The sequence below is a fragment of the Paraburkholderia sp. 2C genome (assembly GCF_054589215.1).
Map to the genome: position 1 here is coordinate 164,877 of NZ_BAAILL010000031.1, position 16,191 is coordinate 181,067.

At 63.4% G+C, this 16,191-nt stretch carries 14 protein-coding genes; 10 read left to right on the forward strand and 4 right to left on the reverse strand.

Features of this window, described 5'->3' with window-relative positions:
- Positions 1–212 precede the first annotated feature (212 nt).
- The 4 genes from ACYPXD_RS07995 (at position 213) to galE (ending at position 4,568) form a co-directional block, all read left to right on the forward strand.
- Entirely contained in the window at positions 213–1,487 is a 1,275-nt protein-coding gene (locus tag ACYPXD_RS07995) for an oligosaccharide flippase family protein (protein ID WP_459709449.1), read from the forward strand.
- A 131-nt stretch (positions 1,488–1,618) separates the two neighbouring features.
- Positions 1,619–2,380 carry a glycosyltransferase gene (locus tag ACYPXD_RS08000; protein WP_459709570.1) on the forward strand — a complete coding sequence of 254 codons (762 nt, stop codon included), beginning with the start codon at positions 1,619–1,621 and terminating at the stop codon, positions 2,378–2,380.
- Entirely contained in the window at positions 2,377–3,534 is a 1,158-nt protein-coding gene (locus ACYPXD_RS08005) for a glycosyltransferase family 4 protein (RefSeq protein WP_459709451.1), read from the forward strand. Before ACYPXD_RS08000 ends, ACYPXD_RS08005 begins: the two co-directional genes overlap by 4 nt.
- A gap of 11 nt (positions 3,535–3,545) precedes the next feature.
- Complete coding sequence (galE, locus tag ACYPXD_RS08010) at positions 3,546–4,568, forward strand: UDP-glucose 4-epimerase GalE (RefSeq protein ID WP_459709453.1); 1,023 nt, start codon at positions 3,546–3,548, stop codon at positions 4,566–4,568.
- An 89-nt stretch (positions 4,569–4,657) separates the two neighbouring features.
- Here galE and ACYPXD_RS08015 read toward each other — a convergent pair whose 3' ends face one another.
- The gene (locus tag ACYPXD_RS08015) at positions 4,658–5,980 is read right to left on the reverse strand and encodes an acyl-CoA dehydrogenase family protein (RefSeq protein ID WP_459709455.1); all 1,323 of its coding nucleotides are present in this window, start codon (positions 5,978–5,980) and stop codon (positions 4,658–4,660) included.
- 291 nt (positions 5,981–6,271) lie between these two features.
- Between ACYPXD_RS08015 and ACYPXD_RS08020 the strand changes: the two genes are divergently transcribed.
- From ACYPXD_RS08020 to ACYPXD_RS08045, 6 genes are all read left to right on the forward strand, one after another.
- Positions 6,272–6,772, forward strand: coding sequence for a DUF2165 family protein (locus tag ACYPXD_RS08020; RefSeq protein ID WP_459709458.1), 501 nt, complete (start codon positions 6,272–6,274; stop codon positions 6,770–6,772).
- 538 nt (positions 6,773–7,310) lie between these two features.
- Positions 7,311–7,637: an ArsR/SmtB family transcription factor gene (locus ACYPXD_RS08025; RefSeq protein WP_459709460.1), complete on the forward strand. Its 327-nt coding sequence runs from the start codon at positions 7,311–7,313 to the stop codon at positions 7,635–7,637.
- A gap of 305 nt (positions 7,638–7,942) precedes the next feature.
- The gene (locus ACYPXD_RS08030; protein ID WP_459709462.1) at positions 7,943–9,331 is read left to right on the forward strand and encodes a cytochrome ubiquinol oxidase subunit I; all 1,389 of its coding nucleotides are present in this window, start codon (positions 7,943–7,945) and stop codon (positions 9,329–9,331) included.
- A gap of 91 nt (positions 9,332–9,422) precedes the next feature.
- Positions 9,423–10,421, forward strand: a complete 999-nt coding sequence (gene cydB / locus ACYPXD_RS08035) for a cytochrome d ubiquinol oxidase subunit II (RefSeq protein ID WP_459709464.1) — start codon at positions 9,423–9,425, stop codon at positions 10,419–10,421.
- A 77-nt stretch (positions 10,422–10,498) separates the two neighbouring features.
- Entirely contained in the window at positions 10,499–10,774 is a 276-nt protein-coding gene (locus tag ACYPXD_RS08040; RefSeq protein WP_459709466.1) for a hypothetical protein, read from the forward strand.
- 133 nt (positions 10,775–10,907) lie between these two features.
- Entirely contained in the window at positions 10,908–13,226 is a 2,319-nt protein-coding gene (locus tag ACYPXD_RS08045; protein WP_459709468.1) for an FdhF/YdeP family oxidoreductase, read from the forward strand.
- Between the two features lie 66 nt (positions 13,227–13,292).
- Here ACYPXD_RS08045 and ACYPXD_RS08050 read toward each other — a convergent pair whose 3' ends face one another.
- The 3 genes from ACYPXD_RS08050 to ACYPXD_RS08060 are packed head-to-tail and all read right to left on the reverse strand — an operon-like array spanning position 13,293 to position 16,106.
- The gene (locus ACYPXD_RS08050) at positions 13,293–14,198 is read right to left on the reverse strand and encodes an AEC family transporter (RefSeq protein WP_459709470.1); all 906 of its coding nucleotides are present in this window, start codon (positions 14,196–14,198) and stop codon (positions 13,293–13,295) included.
- Positions 14,195–14,980 carry an HAD family hydrolase gene (locus ACYPXD_RS08055; RefSeq protein ID WP_459709472.1) on the reverse strand — a complete coding sequence of 262 codons (786 nt, stop codon included), beginning with the start codon at positions 14,978–14,980 and terminating at the stop codon, positions 14,195–14,197. Before ACYPXD_RS08055 ends, ACYPXD_RS08050 begins: the two co-directional genes overlap by 4 nt.
- Positions 14,973–16,106, reverse strand: coding sequence for an FAD-dependent oxidoreductase (locus tag ACYPXD_RS08060; protein WP_459709474.1), 1,134 nt, complete (start codon positions 16,104–16,106; stop codon positions 14,973–14,975). Before ACYPXD_RS08060 ends, ACYPXD_RS08055 begins: the two co-directional genes overlap by 8 nt.
- Between the last annotated feature and the right edge of the window lie 85 nt (positions 16,107–16,191).

Here is a 16,191-nt window from a genome sequence, read left to right on the forward strand (position 1 = left end):
CGTGCAATGGAAATTTTGTCCGGCGCATGACGAGGTCGCGTCTTGCGCAATGCCGGAAGCGGTCCGGTTCCAACTTATAATTGCGTTTTTTAGAGAACGCCTGCTCGTCCTATTCTAATGCCTAGACGCGTCCCGATTGTAAAGTTGCGGTTGCAAATGGCGCGCCTGACCGTGCTGATGGCGGATTCGGCCGGTGCACAGGCGGGCGCCGGATGCTGACATGGAAGCGCTACGCGAATCCGGACGTCACACGCGCATTCGCCAATATCGTCTGGCTCGGGCTTGAGCGGCTGACGCAGATCGCCGTCGCGATCGCGATCAGCGGCCTGCTGGCCCGCTACTTCGGGCCCGACGTTTTCGGCAAATGGCAGTATGCGAACACGCTGCTGCTCGTGCTCGCGCCGCTCACGTGGGTCTGCGGCGCCGAGATTCTGGTGCCGACCATCGTGCGCCGCCCGGCTGCCGAGCTCGGCACCGTGCTCGGCAGCGCGTTCGTCTTGCGGCTAGCGGTGTCCGTCGCCGCGCTACTCGTCACGTGGGCCGCGATCGCGGCGAACCGCGGCATCCACTTCACCGATCCGCTCGTCGGCACGATGCTCGCCGGACTCGCCGTCACGATGCTGTTCCGCGAGCCGCTGACCGGCGTGATCAACGCGTGGCTGCAAAGCATGACGTACAGCAAGCCGCAGTTGCTGACGAGCATGTCGACCGCGATCGTCAAGGCGCTGCTCGTCTGGCTGCTGGTGCGCGCGGCGGCGCCGGCCGGCAGCTTCGGCTGGCTGTGGGCGCTCGAGGCGGCGGCCATCGGCGCGGTGCTGCTCGCGTATTACATGAAGCGGCACGGCGGCGCGCTCGGCTGGCATGTCGAGCGGCCTCTGGTGCGCCACTTCGCGAGCGCCGGCACGGTCTTCTGGATCGGGCTGATCTGCATGTACCTGTTCCTGAAGCTGGACCGTCTGATGCTCGAGCGCGCGATTTCGTTCGCCGATCTCGGCCGCTATTCGGCGGCGCAGCAGCTCAACGAAAACTGGATCACGCTTGCACTGATGCTCGCGCAAACCATCGCGCCGGCCTTCGTCTATCGCGTCGACGAAGCCGCGCGGCTGCGCCGCAACATGTGGCGCCTCGCCGCGCTCACCTGCGCCGTGATGGCGGGCGGCGCGCTGGTGCTCGATCTGCTCGCGGGCTTCATCATCCGCCATGTGTTCGGGCCGGATTACGAAGGCGCGATCGGCATTTTCCGCTGGGCCGTGTGGCTTTCCGTGCCGGCCGGCATCGAGGCGATCGGCAATCTCGTCGTGCTCAAATACCAGGCGAAGTTCGTGCTGCTGGCGAAATGGCTGCTCGCGCTGGCGGTTGCGTTTGCGGTCAATCTGCTGGCCATACCCCGCATGGGCGCGTACGGCGCGCTGGTCGGGCTCGCCGCCGGGTATCTGGCGGCCACGGCGGTCAATCTTTACTACATCCGTTTGAAACTCGGCTCATGACGTCTTCTTCCGCATCCGCACGCTCGCCGCAACACGCGGACCCGCACGCGCCGCAGCGCGCGCCGGAGACCGGTGCGCCGGCCGGTTCGGCTGCGCCGCACCGCGCTTCGCTTGCCGACGTCGCGGTGCTGATGCCCGCCTATAACGGGCAGGCCGATGTCGAACGCACGCTCGCGTCGTTCAGCGAAAGCGAGCCCGTGCAGGTGCTGATCGTCGACGACGGCAGCACGCCGCCGCTGGTCGCGCCATCGCTGCCGAACCTGACGGTCGAGATTCTGCGGATGCCGCAAAACGTCGGCATCGAGCGCGCCTTGCAGGCGGGCATCGAAGCGCTCGCGGCGCGCGGCTTTCGTTATGCGGCGCGAATCGATGCCGGCGACGTGACCGTGCCGCAGCGGCTCGCGAAACAGCGCGCGTATCTCGACGCGCATCCGAACATGGCGGGTCTCGGCATGTGGGCACAGGTGGTCGCGCTGGACGGCACGCCGCTTTTCATGCTCGCGCCGCCGGCCGATCCGCAGGCGATCCGCCGCATCCGCTTTCTGCGCGCCTGCTTCGTGCACCCTTCGATGATGCTGCGTATCGACGCCGTGCTCGCGGTCGGCAACTATCGCGCCGCCTACCGTTCCGCCGAAGACCTCGACCTGTTCCTGCGCCTGATGGAACGCTACGACTGTGCGAATTTGCCCGAGCTTGGCCTGTACTACGAACTGAACGAGAACGGCATCAGCGCGACGAAGCGGCGCCGCCAGATCGTGTCGACGCTCAAGCTGCAATTGCACTACTTCAATGCCGCGAACCTGTACGACTGGCTCGGCCTCGCGAAGAACCTGTTGCACTTCGTCACGCCATACGGCACGCTGCGGCGGATCAAACGCCTCGTCTATTCATGAAACCACGCATCGAGCGCCCCGCCGACCTTCGCGTCGTCCTCGTCTGCAATACGTCGTTTGCGATATACACGTACCGGCAAGGGCTGATCCGCACGCTCGTCGCGCGCGGCGTCGAGGTCAGCGTGATCGCGCCGCGCGACCGCACCACCGACCTGCTGACCGGCATGGGCTGCCGCTTTATCGAACTCGCGGTCGCCTCGAAAAGCACGAACCCGCTCGACGATCTGCGCACCCTGTTGCAGCTCTACCGGCTTTATCGCCGCATTCGCCCGCACGTCGTGTTCCACTACACGATCAAGCCGAATATCTATGGCTCGGTCGCCGCGCGGCTCGCGGGGGTCGCGTCGGTGGCGGTCACGACCGGTCTCGGCTATGTTTTTATCCAGCACAGCCGGGCCGCGCAGGTCGCGAAACGCCTCTATCGCTTCGCGTTCCGCTTTCCGCGCGAAGTCTGGTTTCTGAATCGCGATGATGAAGCCGCGTTTATCGAGCAGAAGCTGCTCGTGTACCCTAAGCGGGCACGTCTGCTGCATGGCGAGGGCGTCGACCTCGAACAGTTCGCGCCGGCGCCGCCTGCCAGGCGCGCATCGCCCGAACGGTTCGCCTTCGTACTGATCGGCCGGCTGTTGTGGGATAAAGGTATCGGCGAATACGTCGAAGCGGCGCGCACGCTGCGCGCACGTTTTCCGCAGGCGCGTTTTCAGCTGCTCGGGCCGCTCAATGTGGAAAACCCGAGTGCGATTTCGCGCGCCGATGTCGATGCGTGGCAGCGGGAAGGCGTCGTCGAGTATCTGGGCGAAGCGCACGACGTGCGGCCCGTGATCGCCGCGGCCGATTGCGTCGTGCTGCCGTCGTATCGCGAAGGCGTGCCGCGCACGCTGCTCGAAGCGGCCGCGATGGAACGGCCGATCGTCGCGACCGACGTGCCCGGCTGCCGCGAAGTGGTCGAGCATGGTGTCAACGGCTTGTTATGTGAAGTGCGTAATGTGGAGAGCCTGGCCGACGCACTCGCGCGCATGCTCGAAATGACTGAAACGGAACGGCGCGCCATGGCACAACGCGGCCGGCAGAAAGTCGCGAACGAATTCGATGAGCGGCTCGTCATCGAACGCTATAAAGATCTGCTAAACAACCTGACGGGCGTCACACTTTAACGGAGCAAAGCATGGCGATGAAGGGCACGATTCTGGTAACGGGCGGCGCGGGCTATATCGGCTCGCATACATGCGTGGCCCTGCTCGACGACGGCTACGACGTCGTCGTCATCGACAACCTCGTGAACAGCAATCGCAAATCGCTCGAACGCGTCGAGCAGATTACCGGCAAGCGCGTCGCGTTCTACGAGGCCGACGTGCGCAATGCCGCGGCCCTCGAGCAGATTTTCGACCGCCATCGGGTAAGCGGCGCGATTCACTTCGCGGCATTGAAGGCAGTGGGCGAATCGGTGGCCAAGCCGATCGAGTATTACCAGAACAACATCGGCAGCCTGCTCACGCTGCTCGACGTGATGCGTCAGCGCAACGTGAAGCAGTTCGTGTTCAGTTCGTCGGCGACCGTCTATGGCGTGCCGGAAAGCTCGCCGATCGACGAATCGTTTCCGCTTTCCGCGACGAACCCGTACGGCCAGTCGAAGCTGATCGCCGAGCAGATTCTGCGCGACGTCGAAGTGTCGGACGCGTCGTGGCGCATCGCGACGCTACGCTACTTCAATCCGGTCGGCGCGCATGAAAGCGGTTTGATCGGCGAGGCGCCCGGCGGCATTCCGAACAACCTGATGCCGTATGTCGCGCAGGTCGCGGTCGGCAAGCGCGACAAGCTCAATGTGTTCGGCGGCGATTACGACACGCCCGACGGCACCGGCGTGCGCGATTACATTCATGTGGTCGATCTCGCGCAAGGGCATATCAAGGCGCTCGACGCGCTCGCGAAACTCGACAGGAGCTTTGTCGTGAATCTCGGCACGGGCCAGGGCTATAGCGTGCTCGACGTGGTGCACTCGTTCGAGAAGGCGTCGGGCCGCAAGGTGCCGTATGAAATCGCCCCGCGGCGACCCGGCGATATCGCGCAGTGCTTCGCGAATCCGGCGGCGGCCGAACGCCTGCTTGGCTGGCGCGCGCAGCATGGCATCGAGCGCATGTGCGTCGACCACTGGCGCTGGCAGGAACGCAACCCGAACGGGTTCGAATAACGGGTTCGAATAACGCATTCGTCGCGCGCCGGCATCGGTCGCGCATCGCAAATCGAGTGATCGGATCGAGCCGGCGCACGCAGCGTGAATTACGTCAGGCTCGGCAGCAACATCGTATTGGGCGCCTTGCCCGCCGCCACGCGGCCAAAGATCTCAAAACAGGTATCGGCGTAAAGCGCGCCGTGCATGGTCGCGACCCGCACGTCGTGCCAGATCCGGTTCATCGGGCCATTGCGGTTGACGAACGCGGTCCCCGAGGCACCGGCCAACCGGTCCACCCCTTCCCATATCAACTGGCTCGCATAAGCGGCATCGCGCCAGATACGCGCGCGCTGCTCCAAGCTGATGCGCTCGCGGCGCTCCGTGCCCGACTCCATCACGCGGATCGCCTGGCGGATCACCGCTTCGGCCGCATCGATCTTCGCTGTCGCCTCGCCAATCTGCAAGTGGGTGACCGCCGCCTCGTCCTGCTTTTCGTACGTCGTGAAGGCGATGCCGCGCGTGCCGATCCTTTCCAACAGCAGTTCGACGGCGGCCTTTGCCATGCCGACCATCGGGCAGACGAGACGCAGGGCAAGCGTCGGCACCATGGGCGTCCGGTAGGCCGGCACGTCGCGCAGATGAGTCGCCCCGTAATCGTCCTGCAGGTTGCGGCCCATCGACGCGATCCGCTCGTCGGGCACGAACACGTCCTTGACGATCACCGACGTGCTGCCGGTGCCGCGCAGGCCGATCGTGTCCCAGTCGTTGAGCGGCGTCACATCCGAGGCCGGCAACAGCGCGGCGCCGCGGCCGATGATTTGGCCCGCTTCATCGACGAGCGGAATACCGAGCTGATCCCATTGCGCGTGATAAAAGCCGGTGTTGTACGTCCACAACCCGTCCTCGATCACATAGCCGCCCGCTACGCGCCGCGTCTTCGCCTTGCGCGGCCCGATCGACCCGCAGATGCGCACGCTCGCGCCCGGCGTAAGCACCTTGTCGGTGACATGCTGCGGGTACGACACGGACGTGAGCCACATGAAGGTTGTCATCAGCGCGAGCGTCCATGCGGTCGAGCCGTCGCCGCGCGCAAGCTCGATCATCGTATCGAGGTACGTTCCGTAAGAAACCTGAAGCCCGCCGTACATTTTCGGACGTACCAGGTCGAACAGGCGCGCGCTCTCCAGATCGGCGAGCGTCGCGTCGGGCAGCTTCGACAATGCGTCGGTTTCCGCCGCGCGCGACCGCAGTGTGGGAGCCAGTGCAGCGGCCGCGGCGACGACGTCAAACTCGCCGCTTGCGGGCTGGTCGCTTCCGCCGGCAAAGCCTCGTTGAGCCGGGCCGCGCTCGGCCGGGCGGCGCTCCGCTGGCGCGCCGTTATTGGCGGCGTGCGCGCCGCCGGTCCGCTTCGCCGAATCGATCGTACTCATGAAACCTCCTGGTGGGGCGCGCCGCGTGTTCGTACGAATCCCGCGACGGCGCGCACAACTGGCCGAAAGCGCGCGGCCGTCGCGGCAGGCGTTCGGATGCATTCGCGTCATACCTCACCCTGCTCTGACTTAACATCCCAGGTCCGGCGAATATTCCTGTGCATACACCCAATCTCCGTGTGAAGAGGCATAACGCGCGACTAGCGTGGGAACAGCGCGAGGAACAGCGCGGGGAATAGCGCGGCGAGTCAAACTGTTTCAGAGGGACTGACAAACTCGCCCACTACACCGATGACCGTTCGCCTCGTCAAAATCGCCTTGTCCGTCATGCTCGCCGCGTTCGCGGGCATCGTCGCGTTCGACAATCTGATCGACTATGGCTCGAACTACCTGTTCGTCCAGCACGTGCTCAGCATGGACACCACGTTTCCGCACAATGCGCTGCTGGGCCGCGCGACGAGCAACCCCGCCTGGTGGCAACTCAGTTACTGGATGATCATCGCCGGAGAGGCCGTCACGTGTGTGCTACTCGTCGTCGGCGCGCTCGCGCTATGGCGCAATCGTTATGAAAGCGGCGCGGTCTTCAACCATTCGAAAGGTTGCGTCATCGCCGGCCTTGCGGTCGGCTTTCTGATCTGGTTCTTCGGCTTTATGGTGGTCGGCGGCGAATGGTTCGCGATGTGGCAATCGAAGATCTGGAATGGACAGGAAGCCGCATTCCGCTTTTACGTTGCGATCGCAGCCGTGCTGATTTTCGTCAACCAGCGCGACGACGATCTTGTCTCCGGCTGAAGCCTGATTCATCGCGCCTCGATTCCATTCGGAATCCAAATTCATATTCCTGCGTTCGTGCGGCGCTTCACATCCCGCTTCATATCCCGCTGCATAGCTCGCTTCATAGCTCGCCTCGCACTTCGCGTCATACCTCGCTTCGCGCCCGCAGTTCCTCACATTTTAGCCGGCACCGCTTGACTGTATCGTGCACGGTCTGTCCTGCAACGTTCGTTGTCGGCCACCGCTTCCTCACCGCGCACGAAAAGCGGAATAAAGCGAAAACGAAGCGTGTTTAACAGTGCAAGGGCAGTACATCACTGCAACACACGACAGGCACTCGACAAAGGCCGACCATGCAGACAGCCAGCTACACGAACGGCGGCGGCATCATACCCGTCGAGCCGATGCGCGCCTTGATCGCCTGCTTCGACGATACGACGCCGACGATCGTGCTTCGCATCCCGAAGCAATCGCCACGCACGCCCACAACCTACGCATAAACAACAGCGACGGCACGGCGCCCCACACCGCCGCCACCGCGCAGAGATATATCACCATGGAAACGACCGACGCTCTCACCGCGCTCCACGCGCTTGCGCAGGAGTCGCGGCTCACGGTATTCCGCACGCTGGTCCAGTTCGGACCCGCAGGGCTCTCCGCCGACATGCTCGCGTCGTTCGTCGACTCGCCCGCGGCTTCGTTATCGCCGCATCTGCAGCGGCTGCTCGAGGCGAAGCTCGTCTCGCAGCATCGGCAGGGCCGCTCGGTGATCTATGCCGCACGCTATGAAGAAATCAATGCGCTGCTTGCCTACCTGATGGGCGACTGCTGCGATGGCGACGGCTGCCGGCCCGTTACACCGAAGTCCGGAAAATTTCTATAACGCACGTTCCGCACGGCCGCCGACGGCACCGGCGTAAGCCGTCGGGATGACTCGCCCAAACTTCGCGCCCCGCCTTGACTGGCGCGGACCCGTGAACGCCACGCCATTGTCCGTGCGGGTGTACCCTAAACCTTCGTTTGTCCTTGCGCTACGCCCGTAGACTATCGTCGTGGGAGCTGCGCATATATCGTGCGGGAATCCGTGGGAAACGCGTTTTACCCGCGATGTGCGCATGCGCCGGCATGGCCATCCGCATCGCAGCGTATCCCGTCTCAAGAACGCCATAGACACGGCAGGGTACGACGATGAATCCGAGCGCACTTGAACTTTCCCGCATCCAGTTTGGGTTTACCGTCTCGATGCACATTATTTTTCCTGCATTGAGTATCGGGCTCGCCAGCTTTCTCGCGGTGCTCGAATTCGCGTGGCTCAAGACAGGCAAACCGCATTACAAGGAGCTGTGTCACTACTGGGCGAAGATCTTCGCCATCGGCTTCGGCATGGGTGTCGTATCGGGTGTCGTGATGGCCTACGAATTCGGCACGAACTGGTCCGGTTTCGCGCATTTCGCTGGCCCGATCACGGGACCGCTCCTCACCTATGAAGTGATGACCGCCTTCTTTCTCGAAGCGGGCTTTCTCGGCGTCATGCTGTTCGGCTGGGAGAAGGTCGGACCGAAGCTGCATTTCGGTGCAACGCTGCTCGTGGCCATCGGCACGCTGATCTCGACCTTCTGGATTCTCTCGTCGAACAGCTGGATGCAAACGCCGCAGGGCTTCATCATCGAGAACGGGCACGTCGTGCCGGTCGACTGGTGGAAGGTGATCTTCAACCCATCGTTTCCGTATCGCCTCGTGCATATGACGCTGGCCGCGTTTATCGTGGCGGCGCTCGTGGTGGCGGCGACAGGCGGCTGGCATCTGCTGAAAGGCCGGCGCGACGCGGCCGTCAAAACCACGTATTCGATGGCGCTGTGGCTGCTGCTGATTCTCGCGCCGATTCAGGCCTTCGTCGGCGACCAGCACGGGCTCAATACGCGCAAATACCAGCCGGCGAAAATCGCCGCGATCGAAGGCCTGTGGGAAACCGAGCACGGCGGCACGGCGCTGAACCTGATCGGGTTTCCCGACATGAATGCCGAAGTGACGCGCTATGCGATCCAGATTCCGCACCTCGGCAGCCTGATCCTCACGCATTCGTGGGATGGCGAGATCAAGGGCCTCAAGGAGTTTCCGAAAGAAGACCGGCCGAATTCGTCGGTCATCTTCTGGACCTTTCGCATCATGGCGGGCCTCGGCATGCTGATGATCCTGACGGCGCTGATCGGCGCCGCGCTACGGCGCGGCGGGCGACTGTTCGAAACACGCTGGTTCAACTGGCTGACGGTGCTGATGGGACCGACGGGCTTTATCTCGCTTGTCGCCGGCTGGATCACGACCGAGGTCGGGCGTCAGCCGTGGGTGGTCTATGGGCAATTGCGCACGGCCGACGCGGTGTCGCCGATCACGCCGCAAGCGGCGGGCATTTCGCTGCTGATCTTCGTGATGGTCTATTTCCTCGTGTTCGGCACCGGCATCTTCTACATCGTCAAACTGATCCGTCTCGGACCGTCGGCGGACAGCGAGCGCAATCCCGCCGAGCAGACGAGCTACGACTCGGCAACCGGCCGGCGGCCGCTGGCCGTTGCCGAATAGCGGCGGCCCGCTCAAGTTCCGCTTTACACGCACGCTTTACGGGCCCGCTCTCGGCCTGACCCGCACACTGAAGCCACGCACGGAGGCACGCATGGTCATCACCACAATCTGGGCTGCAATCATTGCGCTCGGCATCTTCATGTATATCGCGCTCGACGGCTTCGATCTCGGCATCGGCATCATCTTTCCGTTCTTTCCCGACGACGCCGAACGCGACATGATGATGCATACCATCGCACCGGTCTGGGACGGCAACGAGACCTGGCTCGTACTCGGCGGCGCCGCCTTGCTTGCGGCCTTTCCGACGGTTTACTCGATCGTGCTGTCGGCACTGTATCTGCCGATCGTGTTCATGCTGATCTGCCTGATTTTTCGCGGCGTCTCGTTCGAGATTCGCGGCAAGGCGACGCGTTCGAAAAACCTCTGGAACCTCGCTTTCATCTGCGGTTCGGCCGGCGCCACCTTCTTTCAGGGCGTGATACTCGGCACCTATCTGCACGGCATCCCGACCACCAATGACGTATTCTCCGGCGACCCGTTCTTCTGGGTCACGCCGTTCAGCGTCTTTACCGGCATGGGGCTGATGGCCACTTACGCGCTGCTCGGCTGCGGCTATCTCGTGCTCAAGACAAGCGGCGATCTGCAACAGCGCATGCACGGCCTGATCGGTCCGCTCACCATCGTATTGCTAGGCTTTATCGCGGCCGTATCGATCTGGACGCCGCTGACCGATCCGCATATCGCCGAGCGCTGGTTCGAGTCGCCGTTCCGCTACCGGCTCTATCCGGTGCCGATTCTCGTGCTGCTCGTCGCGGCGTGGATGTATTCGGCGGTGAAGCGGCGCAGCGACGCCATGCCGTTCGTGCTAGCGCTCGCGCTGATCCTGCTCGGCTATATCGGGCTGCTCGTCAGCATCTGGCCGTACGCGATTCCAAACACCATCACCCTCGCCGATGCGGCCGCACCGCATTCGAGCCAGGTGTTCACACTGGTGGGCGCGGTCATCATCATTCCGATCATCACCGTCTATACGACTGCCGGCTATTGGGTATTCCGCGGCAAGGTCGAACCCGGTGCGCGTTACGAATAGCTCACGCGCCGGTGTCGCATTGAAGGGGTACTGCAGTAACGCGCATGAATCCGCACGCGCGCCGAAGGAGATTGAAGATGTCGCAACCCACCGTTGAACACACGGCTGACGACGCTGCCGAGCCGCCGCGCACGCAAGCGGCACAAGCGGCTCAAGCGGCTCAAGCGGCTCAAGGGCCCCAAGCCGCGGTCAGACAGATCGCAAGGCACGCCGCCGCGCACCCGACGGCACGCCCGCGCAGCCTCGTCAACAAGATCATGTGGCTCGTCGTTCTGTGGTGCGCGGGCTTCGGCGCGACTTTTATCGTCGTGCTGCCGTTTCATCTGCTCGTGCAGTGGGCATCGCATCACTAAGCTTGCGCAGCCGCATGCTTGCAGTCGCCGTGCGTACGTGTGTTTCGAAAAGCCATTAGCAATCTTGAAAGACCGTCTGCCGGCCTCTGCATAACATGGCTTGGTTCAACATCGTTTTGTACTTGGGGGCACCATGGCAGAAAGAAAATCGATCCGCATCTATCGCGAACCGGCCGGCGGCTGGGGCGCACTGAAGGCAACCGGCAAGGCGCTCGCCGAACAGGGCATTCCGGTATTCGGCGCTCGCACGCTGTTGCGGATGAATCAGCCCGAAGGCTTCGATTGCCCCGGCTGCGCGTGGCCCGACCCGAAGCACACGTCGTCGTTCGAGTTCTGCGAAAACGGTGCAAAAGCCGTGGCCTGGGAAGCGACCGCGGACCGCTGCACACCGGATTTCTTCGCGAACCACACGGTAACGGAGTTGAGCGCGTGGGAAGACTTCGACCTCGAGATGGCCGGCCGCATCACGCATCCGATGGTTTACGACAGCACGTCGGACCGCTATGTGCCGATCGGCTGGGACGACGCGTTTGCGCTGATCGCCGAGCATCTGAACGCGCTCGATTCGCCGAACCAGGCCGACTTCTATACGTCGGGCCGCGCATCGAACGAAGCCGCCTTTCTCTATCAGCTGTTCGCGCGCGAATACGGCAGCGGTAATTTCCCCGATTGCTCGAACATGTGTCACGAAGCGACGAGCGTCGGCTTGCCGGAGTCGATTGGCGTCGGTAAAGGCACCGTGCTGCTCGAAGACTTCGATCACGCGGACGCGATTTTCATTTTCGGCCAGAACCCCGGTACGAACAGCCCGCGCATGATGACGAGCCTGCACGACGCATCGCGGCGCGGTGCACGCATCATCTCGTTCAACCCGTTTCGCGAGCGCGCGCTCGAGCGTTTTCAGGCGCCGCAAAACCCGATCGAGATGGTCACGCTGACATGGACGGCGATCAGCAATCCGCTGTATCAGGTGCGCGTGGGCGGCGACGTCGCCGCGCTGAAAGGCATCATGAAAGCGATTATCGAAGCCGACGACGAAGCGATTGCGCAGGACCAGCCGCGCAAGATCGACGTCGACTTTATTCGCGGCCACACGGTGGGCTTCGAGAAGCTGGTCGACGACCTGCGCGCGACGAGCTGGGGTGCGATCGAGCACACGTCCGGCTTGCGGCGCTCGGACCTGACGGCCGTCGCAAACGTCTATATGGAAGCGGAGAATGTGATCCTCGTCTACGGCATGGGGCTCACGCAACATCATCGCGGCACCGAAAACGTGCAACAGATGGCGAACCTTGCGCTGCTGCGCGGCAATATCGGCCGGCCCGGCGCGGGCCTGTGCCCCGTGCGCGGCCATTCGAACGTGCAGGGCAATCGCACCGTCGGCATCACCGAAAAGCCCGCGAAAGAATGGCTCGATCGCATCGAGCAGACGTTCGACTTCAAGCCCTCGCCGCAGCATGGACGCGACACCGTCGCGACGCTCGAAGCGATGCTTTCCGGCGACTGCAAGGTATTTATCGCGCTCGGTGGTAATTTCGCGGCGGCGATTCCCGACTGGCCGCGCCTGCAGGACGCGATGCGCAAGCTCGACCTGACCGTCCATATCTCGACGAAACTCAACCGCAGCCACCTCGTGCATGCGAAGGAAGCGCTGATTTTGCCGTGCCTCGGGCGCACCGAAGTCGACATTCAGGAAACGGGACCGCAGTCGATCACGGTCGAAGATTCGATGTCGATGGTGCATGCGTCGGCCGGCATCAACGAGCCCGCGTCCGAGCATCTGAAGAGCGAGCCGGCCATCGTGGCAGGCATCGCGCGCGCGACGCTCGGCGAGCAATCGAAGGTGCCGTGGGAAGCGCTTGTCGCCGACTACGACTGCATTCGCGATGTAATCGAAAAAGTGTTCCCCGCGTTCGAGGCTTACAACGCGCGCATTCGCGTGCCGGGCGGCTTTCATCTCGGGTCGACCGCGCGCGAGCGGATCTGGGCGACGGCGAGCGGCAAGGCGAACTTCGCCGTGTTCGAAGGCCTCGACGAAGACCCGTGGCATGGCGACGACGAAGGCCTGATGCTCACCACGATGCGCAGCCACGATCAGTACAACACGACGCTCTATTCGTTGTCGGACCGCTATCGCGGCGTGTTCGGCCAGCGCGCCGTCGTGTTCGTCAATTCGCAGGAACTCAGAAAGCGCGATCTGCATCCTGGCGATCTGGTCGATCTCGTTGCCTTGTCGAACGACGGCATCGAGCGCATCGTGCGCAACATGAAGGTGGTCGAGTATCAACTGCCCGATGGCTGCTGCGGCGCGTATTACCCCGAGGCCAATCCGCTGGTGCCGCTCTATGCGTACGACAAGCGCAGCCGCACGCCATCGTACAAGTCGGTACCCGTGAAGATGGTGAAATCGGCGCGCAATATCGTGTCGGGGGCGTGGGCGCCGCAGTCCTAGTGTTGAGGTGAGAAAACCGCACGCGCGTCGCAAGCCCGTCCGGGCCGCGATGCGCGTGTGTGCGCGTTACAGCAGCGCCGGAAACAGCTGGAACGTCGCGTACAGCACCGTAAAGCTGAGTAACGCCGAAACGGGCAGGAACGTCGCGAGGAAACCCGAATCGAGCTTGCGTTCCTGCGCAAAGATCAGCGTCAGAAAACTCGGCGGCAAACAGCTGGACAGCAGAATCACCGCGCGCGCCGCCGCTGACGGCTCGAACAGCAGCACGAACGCAAGCGCAATCAGGTAACCGAGCACGATCTTCGCGACAGTCAGCGCCAGCGATATCGCCAGATATTCCTTGCGGAACGTGAAGCGCAAGCCGAGGATGGCGAGCACCGCGGGCAGGATCAGATAGCCGGCCGCATTGAGCACCGCGCCGACCGCCGGGTTCAGATGCACGCCCGCAACGTTGAGCGCGAGGCCCACGATCACCGCCAGCGGAATTGGTCCGAGCAGAAAATCGCGAATCAGCTTGCCCGACAGCTTCCCTTCCGCGCCATACAGACACGCCACCAGATACGTGACCGTGAACAGCAGCAGCGCGTGCACGATGTCGAACACGAAGAACTGCGGCAACAGCTTCGTGCCGAACAGCGCCAGCACGAGCGCGAGTCCGATACTGCCGCCTTCGAGCGTGCCGAACGCGATCACCGCCGCGCCGGCCGTTTGCCGCTTCACGCCGAGAAAGCGCGCGGCCAGCGCTGCGATGGCGAGCAGCGCGCCGACCACGAACACGTTCGCCGCCGGCAGCAGCATCACGTCTTTCGACAGACGCAACTGACTCATCGCGGCGACGATCACCGCCGGCAGCAACACCCACGAGATCAGCGACGACAGGACCGACACCGCTTTCTCGCCCGCGACCTGCAGTTTCTGACTCCCGAAGCCGGCCGCGAAACACATCAACGAGAGAATGAATTGGGCAGTCATGGATTCCTCGCACGCAGTTCGTAACGGATACCGCCGATGCACAAGCCCGGCAGCGCCTGGCCGCAGGCACGCTCGGCAAGCCACTCGGCACGCAGTTGCGCGAGCACGCTGCATACGCCGTAGCCGGCCGGCTCGTCGGCGATATGGCCGCCCTTTTCGGCAACGCACTGCTTGACCGCCCGCTTGCCGTTCGCGACGGTATGCGGCACGACGCCCGCGGAACGCATGATGCCGAGGTCGTTTTCGCCGTCACCGAAGAAGTGCACGACTGCGTCGCCGGGCAGCAGCGGCAGCAGGTTCGACTTGTCGATGCCGTCGGGCACGACATCGAGTCCGCCGTCGCCGTCCGGGTAGGCGAACACACTGAGCCGCAACGCGTGACGCGTGACAAACTCGTCGATCACGCGCTTCGCGACGAGCGATTCGCTGCCGAACTTCTTCGACCAGATCGAGCGCTTCGGTTCGTCGCGGTACGGCGGCAACGCGAGTTCGCCGACGTGTTCGATAAAGAACTGCAGGTCCGTGCCTTCGGAGAACACATATTCGCGGCCCGTGTGCGGAATCACGATATGCCCGCCGTTCTCGCAGCAATACATCCACGGTTCGAGACCGAGCCCCGCGCAGACCTCCTGCAATACGTCGTAGCTCTTGCCGGACGCGATAAACACCTGCGCGCCATCCTGCTGCATGCGGCGCAGCTGTTCGACGAGCCGCGCGGGGGCGGGCAATCCAGGCATATCGATCGTGCCGTCGCGATCGAGGCCGATAAAGAGTTTAGACATGGCTCACCTCGCTCATAAAGCGCATCTCCGCCGCGGCGTTAAGCAGATGCGTCCGCACGCCAACCAGCGGTTCCGCATGCAGCGGCACGTGTTCGGGTTCGATCAGCGCGAGTGCGCTTTCCGATGCGTTGATCGCGAGCGACAGCTTGGTCGGCAACACGCAGACCACGCCGTCGGCAATGCGCTCGACGAAAGCGCCGTTCGGCCGCTTGCCGACGCCAAGCTCCGCGCTTTCGGTCTTTTGCGCGAGATACAGCGTGCGTTCGCACGCTGCCGCGTGAAGACCCGGCAACACCGACTTCAGCGCATTCAGTTGCGCATGCAACCGGTTGGCGTCGACGGTGGCCGGCTGACCGTTTTCGAGCACCGGGTCCGTGCCGTGTGTGTACAGCAGCACGGGCGAACCGTCCGCTTCGTACTGCGGCGCGATAAACATCTGCGCGTCCGGTATGACGATGCTCGAATCGGGCACCGGGCCGCGCATCGCGAGCACCTGACAGCTGCGCGTCTGCACGGGCACGTCCTTGCGCACATGCGGCAGCATGCCGATCAGCTCCGGCGTGCCGGCTCCCGCGCACAGCACGATATGGCTGGTGTCGATCGTGTCGTCGCCGACGCGCATCCTGTAGCCGCTGCCGAATTCGTCGATCGAGTCGATCGAGCCGAACTTCAGGCAGGAGCGATTGCGCTGCACGAGCTTCGCGAGCATTTCGCGGCCGTCGAACATCATGTGCGGGAAGCGGTAGATATGCGCGAGGCGGCTCCCGTCGAGAATCGGCGGGCGGCTCGTGACCGACGCGTACGGCACTTCGCACAGCGTCCACATCTTGACCCACGCGCTCGGGTCGCCGACGAAGCCGACATACGAGTCGGTCGAACGCACGTTGATGCGCAAACGGCTCACGAGCTCGCGCCACTTCGGATACGCTTCGTGCAGCTGGTCGATCAGGTCGCGCTCGGTATAGAAATGACCCCGATGAATGTAGAACTGCGAACGCAACGTCTGACCGTCGCCGACCCGCGGCTGCCGGTCGATGCAGCACGCGTTCAGTCCGTGCGCCAGCGCCTGGTCGAGAAGAACGAGGCCTTGAATTCCCGCTCCGATAATCACGCAATCGTATTTCACAGTAGTTCCCCTTTCCGATAGAGCCACAGGCCTTGGGCATTCGCCGCGGTGAACGACACACTCGGTGCGTGTCCGCCGCGAATAC

What these genes read in the sequence shown, in the direction of transcription:
- ACYPXD_RS07995 (WP_459709449.1), top strand. Translation starts at nt 213, where the DNA reads ATGCTGACATGGAAGCGCTACGCGAATCCGGACGTCACACGCGCATTC.
- ACYPXD_RS08000 (WP_459709570.1), top strand. Translation starts at nt 1,619, where the DNA reads ATGCCCGCCTATAACGGGCAGGCCGATGTCGAACGCACGCTCGCGTCG.
- ACYPXD_RS08005 (WP_459709451.1), top strand. Translation starts at nt 2,377, where the DNA reads ATGAAACCACGCATCGAGCGCCCCGCCGACCTTCGCGTCGTCCTCGTC.
- galE (WP_459709453.1), top strand. Translation starts at nt 3,546, where the DNA reads ATGGCGATGAAGGGCACGATTCTGGTAACGGGCGGCGCGGGCTATATC.
- ACYPXD_RS08015 (WP_459709455.1), bottom strand. Translation starts at nt 5,980, where the DNA reads ATGAGTACGATCGATTCGGCGAAGCGGACCGGCGGCGCGCACGCCGCC.
- ACYPXD_RS08020 (WP_459709458.1), top strand. Translation starts at nt 6,272, where the DNA reads ATGACCGTTCGCCTCGTCAAAATCGCCTTGTCCGTCATGCTCGCCGCG.
- ACYPXD_RS08025 (WP_459709460.1), top strand. Translation starts at nt 7,311, where the DNA reads ATGGAAACGACCGACGCTCTCACCGCGCTCCACGCGCTTGCGCAGGAG.
- ACYPXD_RS08030 (WP_459709462.1), top strand. Translation starts at nt 7,943, where the DNA reads ATGAATCCGAGCGCACTTGAACTTTCCCGCATCCAGTTTGGGTTTACC.
- cydB (WP_459709464.1), top strand. Translation starts at nt 9,423, where the DNA reads ATGGTCATCACCACAATCTGGGCTGCAATCATTGCGCTCGGCATCTTC.
- ACYPXD_RS08040 (WP_459709466.1), top strand. Translation starts at nt 10,499, where the DNA reads ATGTCGCAACCCACCGTTGAACACACGGCTGACGACGCTGCCGAGCCG.
- ACYPXD_RS08045 (WP_459709468.1), top strand. Translation starts at nt 10,908, where the DNA reads ATGGCAGAAAGAAAATCGATCCGCATCTATCGCGAACCGGCCGGCGGC.
- ACYPXD_RS08050 (WP_459709470.1), bottom strand. Translation starts at nt 14,198, where the DNA reads ATGACTGCCCAATTCATTCTCTCGTTGATGTGTTTCGCGGCCGGCTTC.
- ACYPXD_RS08055 (WP_459709472.1), bottom strand. Translation starts at nt 14,980, where the DNA reads ATGTCTAAACTCTTTATCGGCCTCGATCGCGACGGCACGATCGATATG.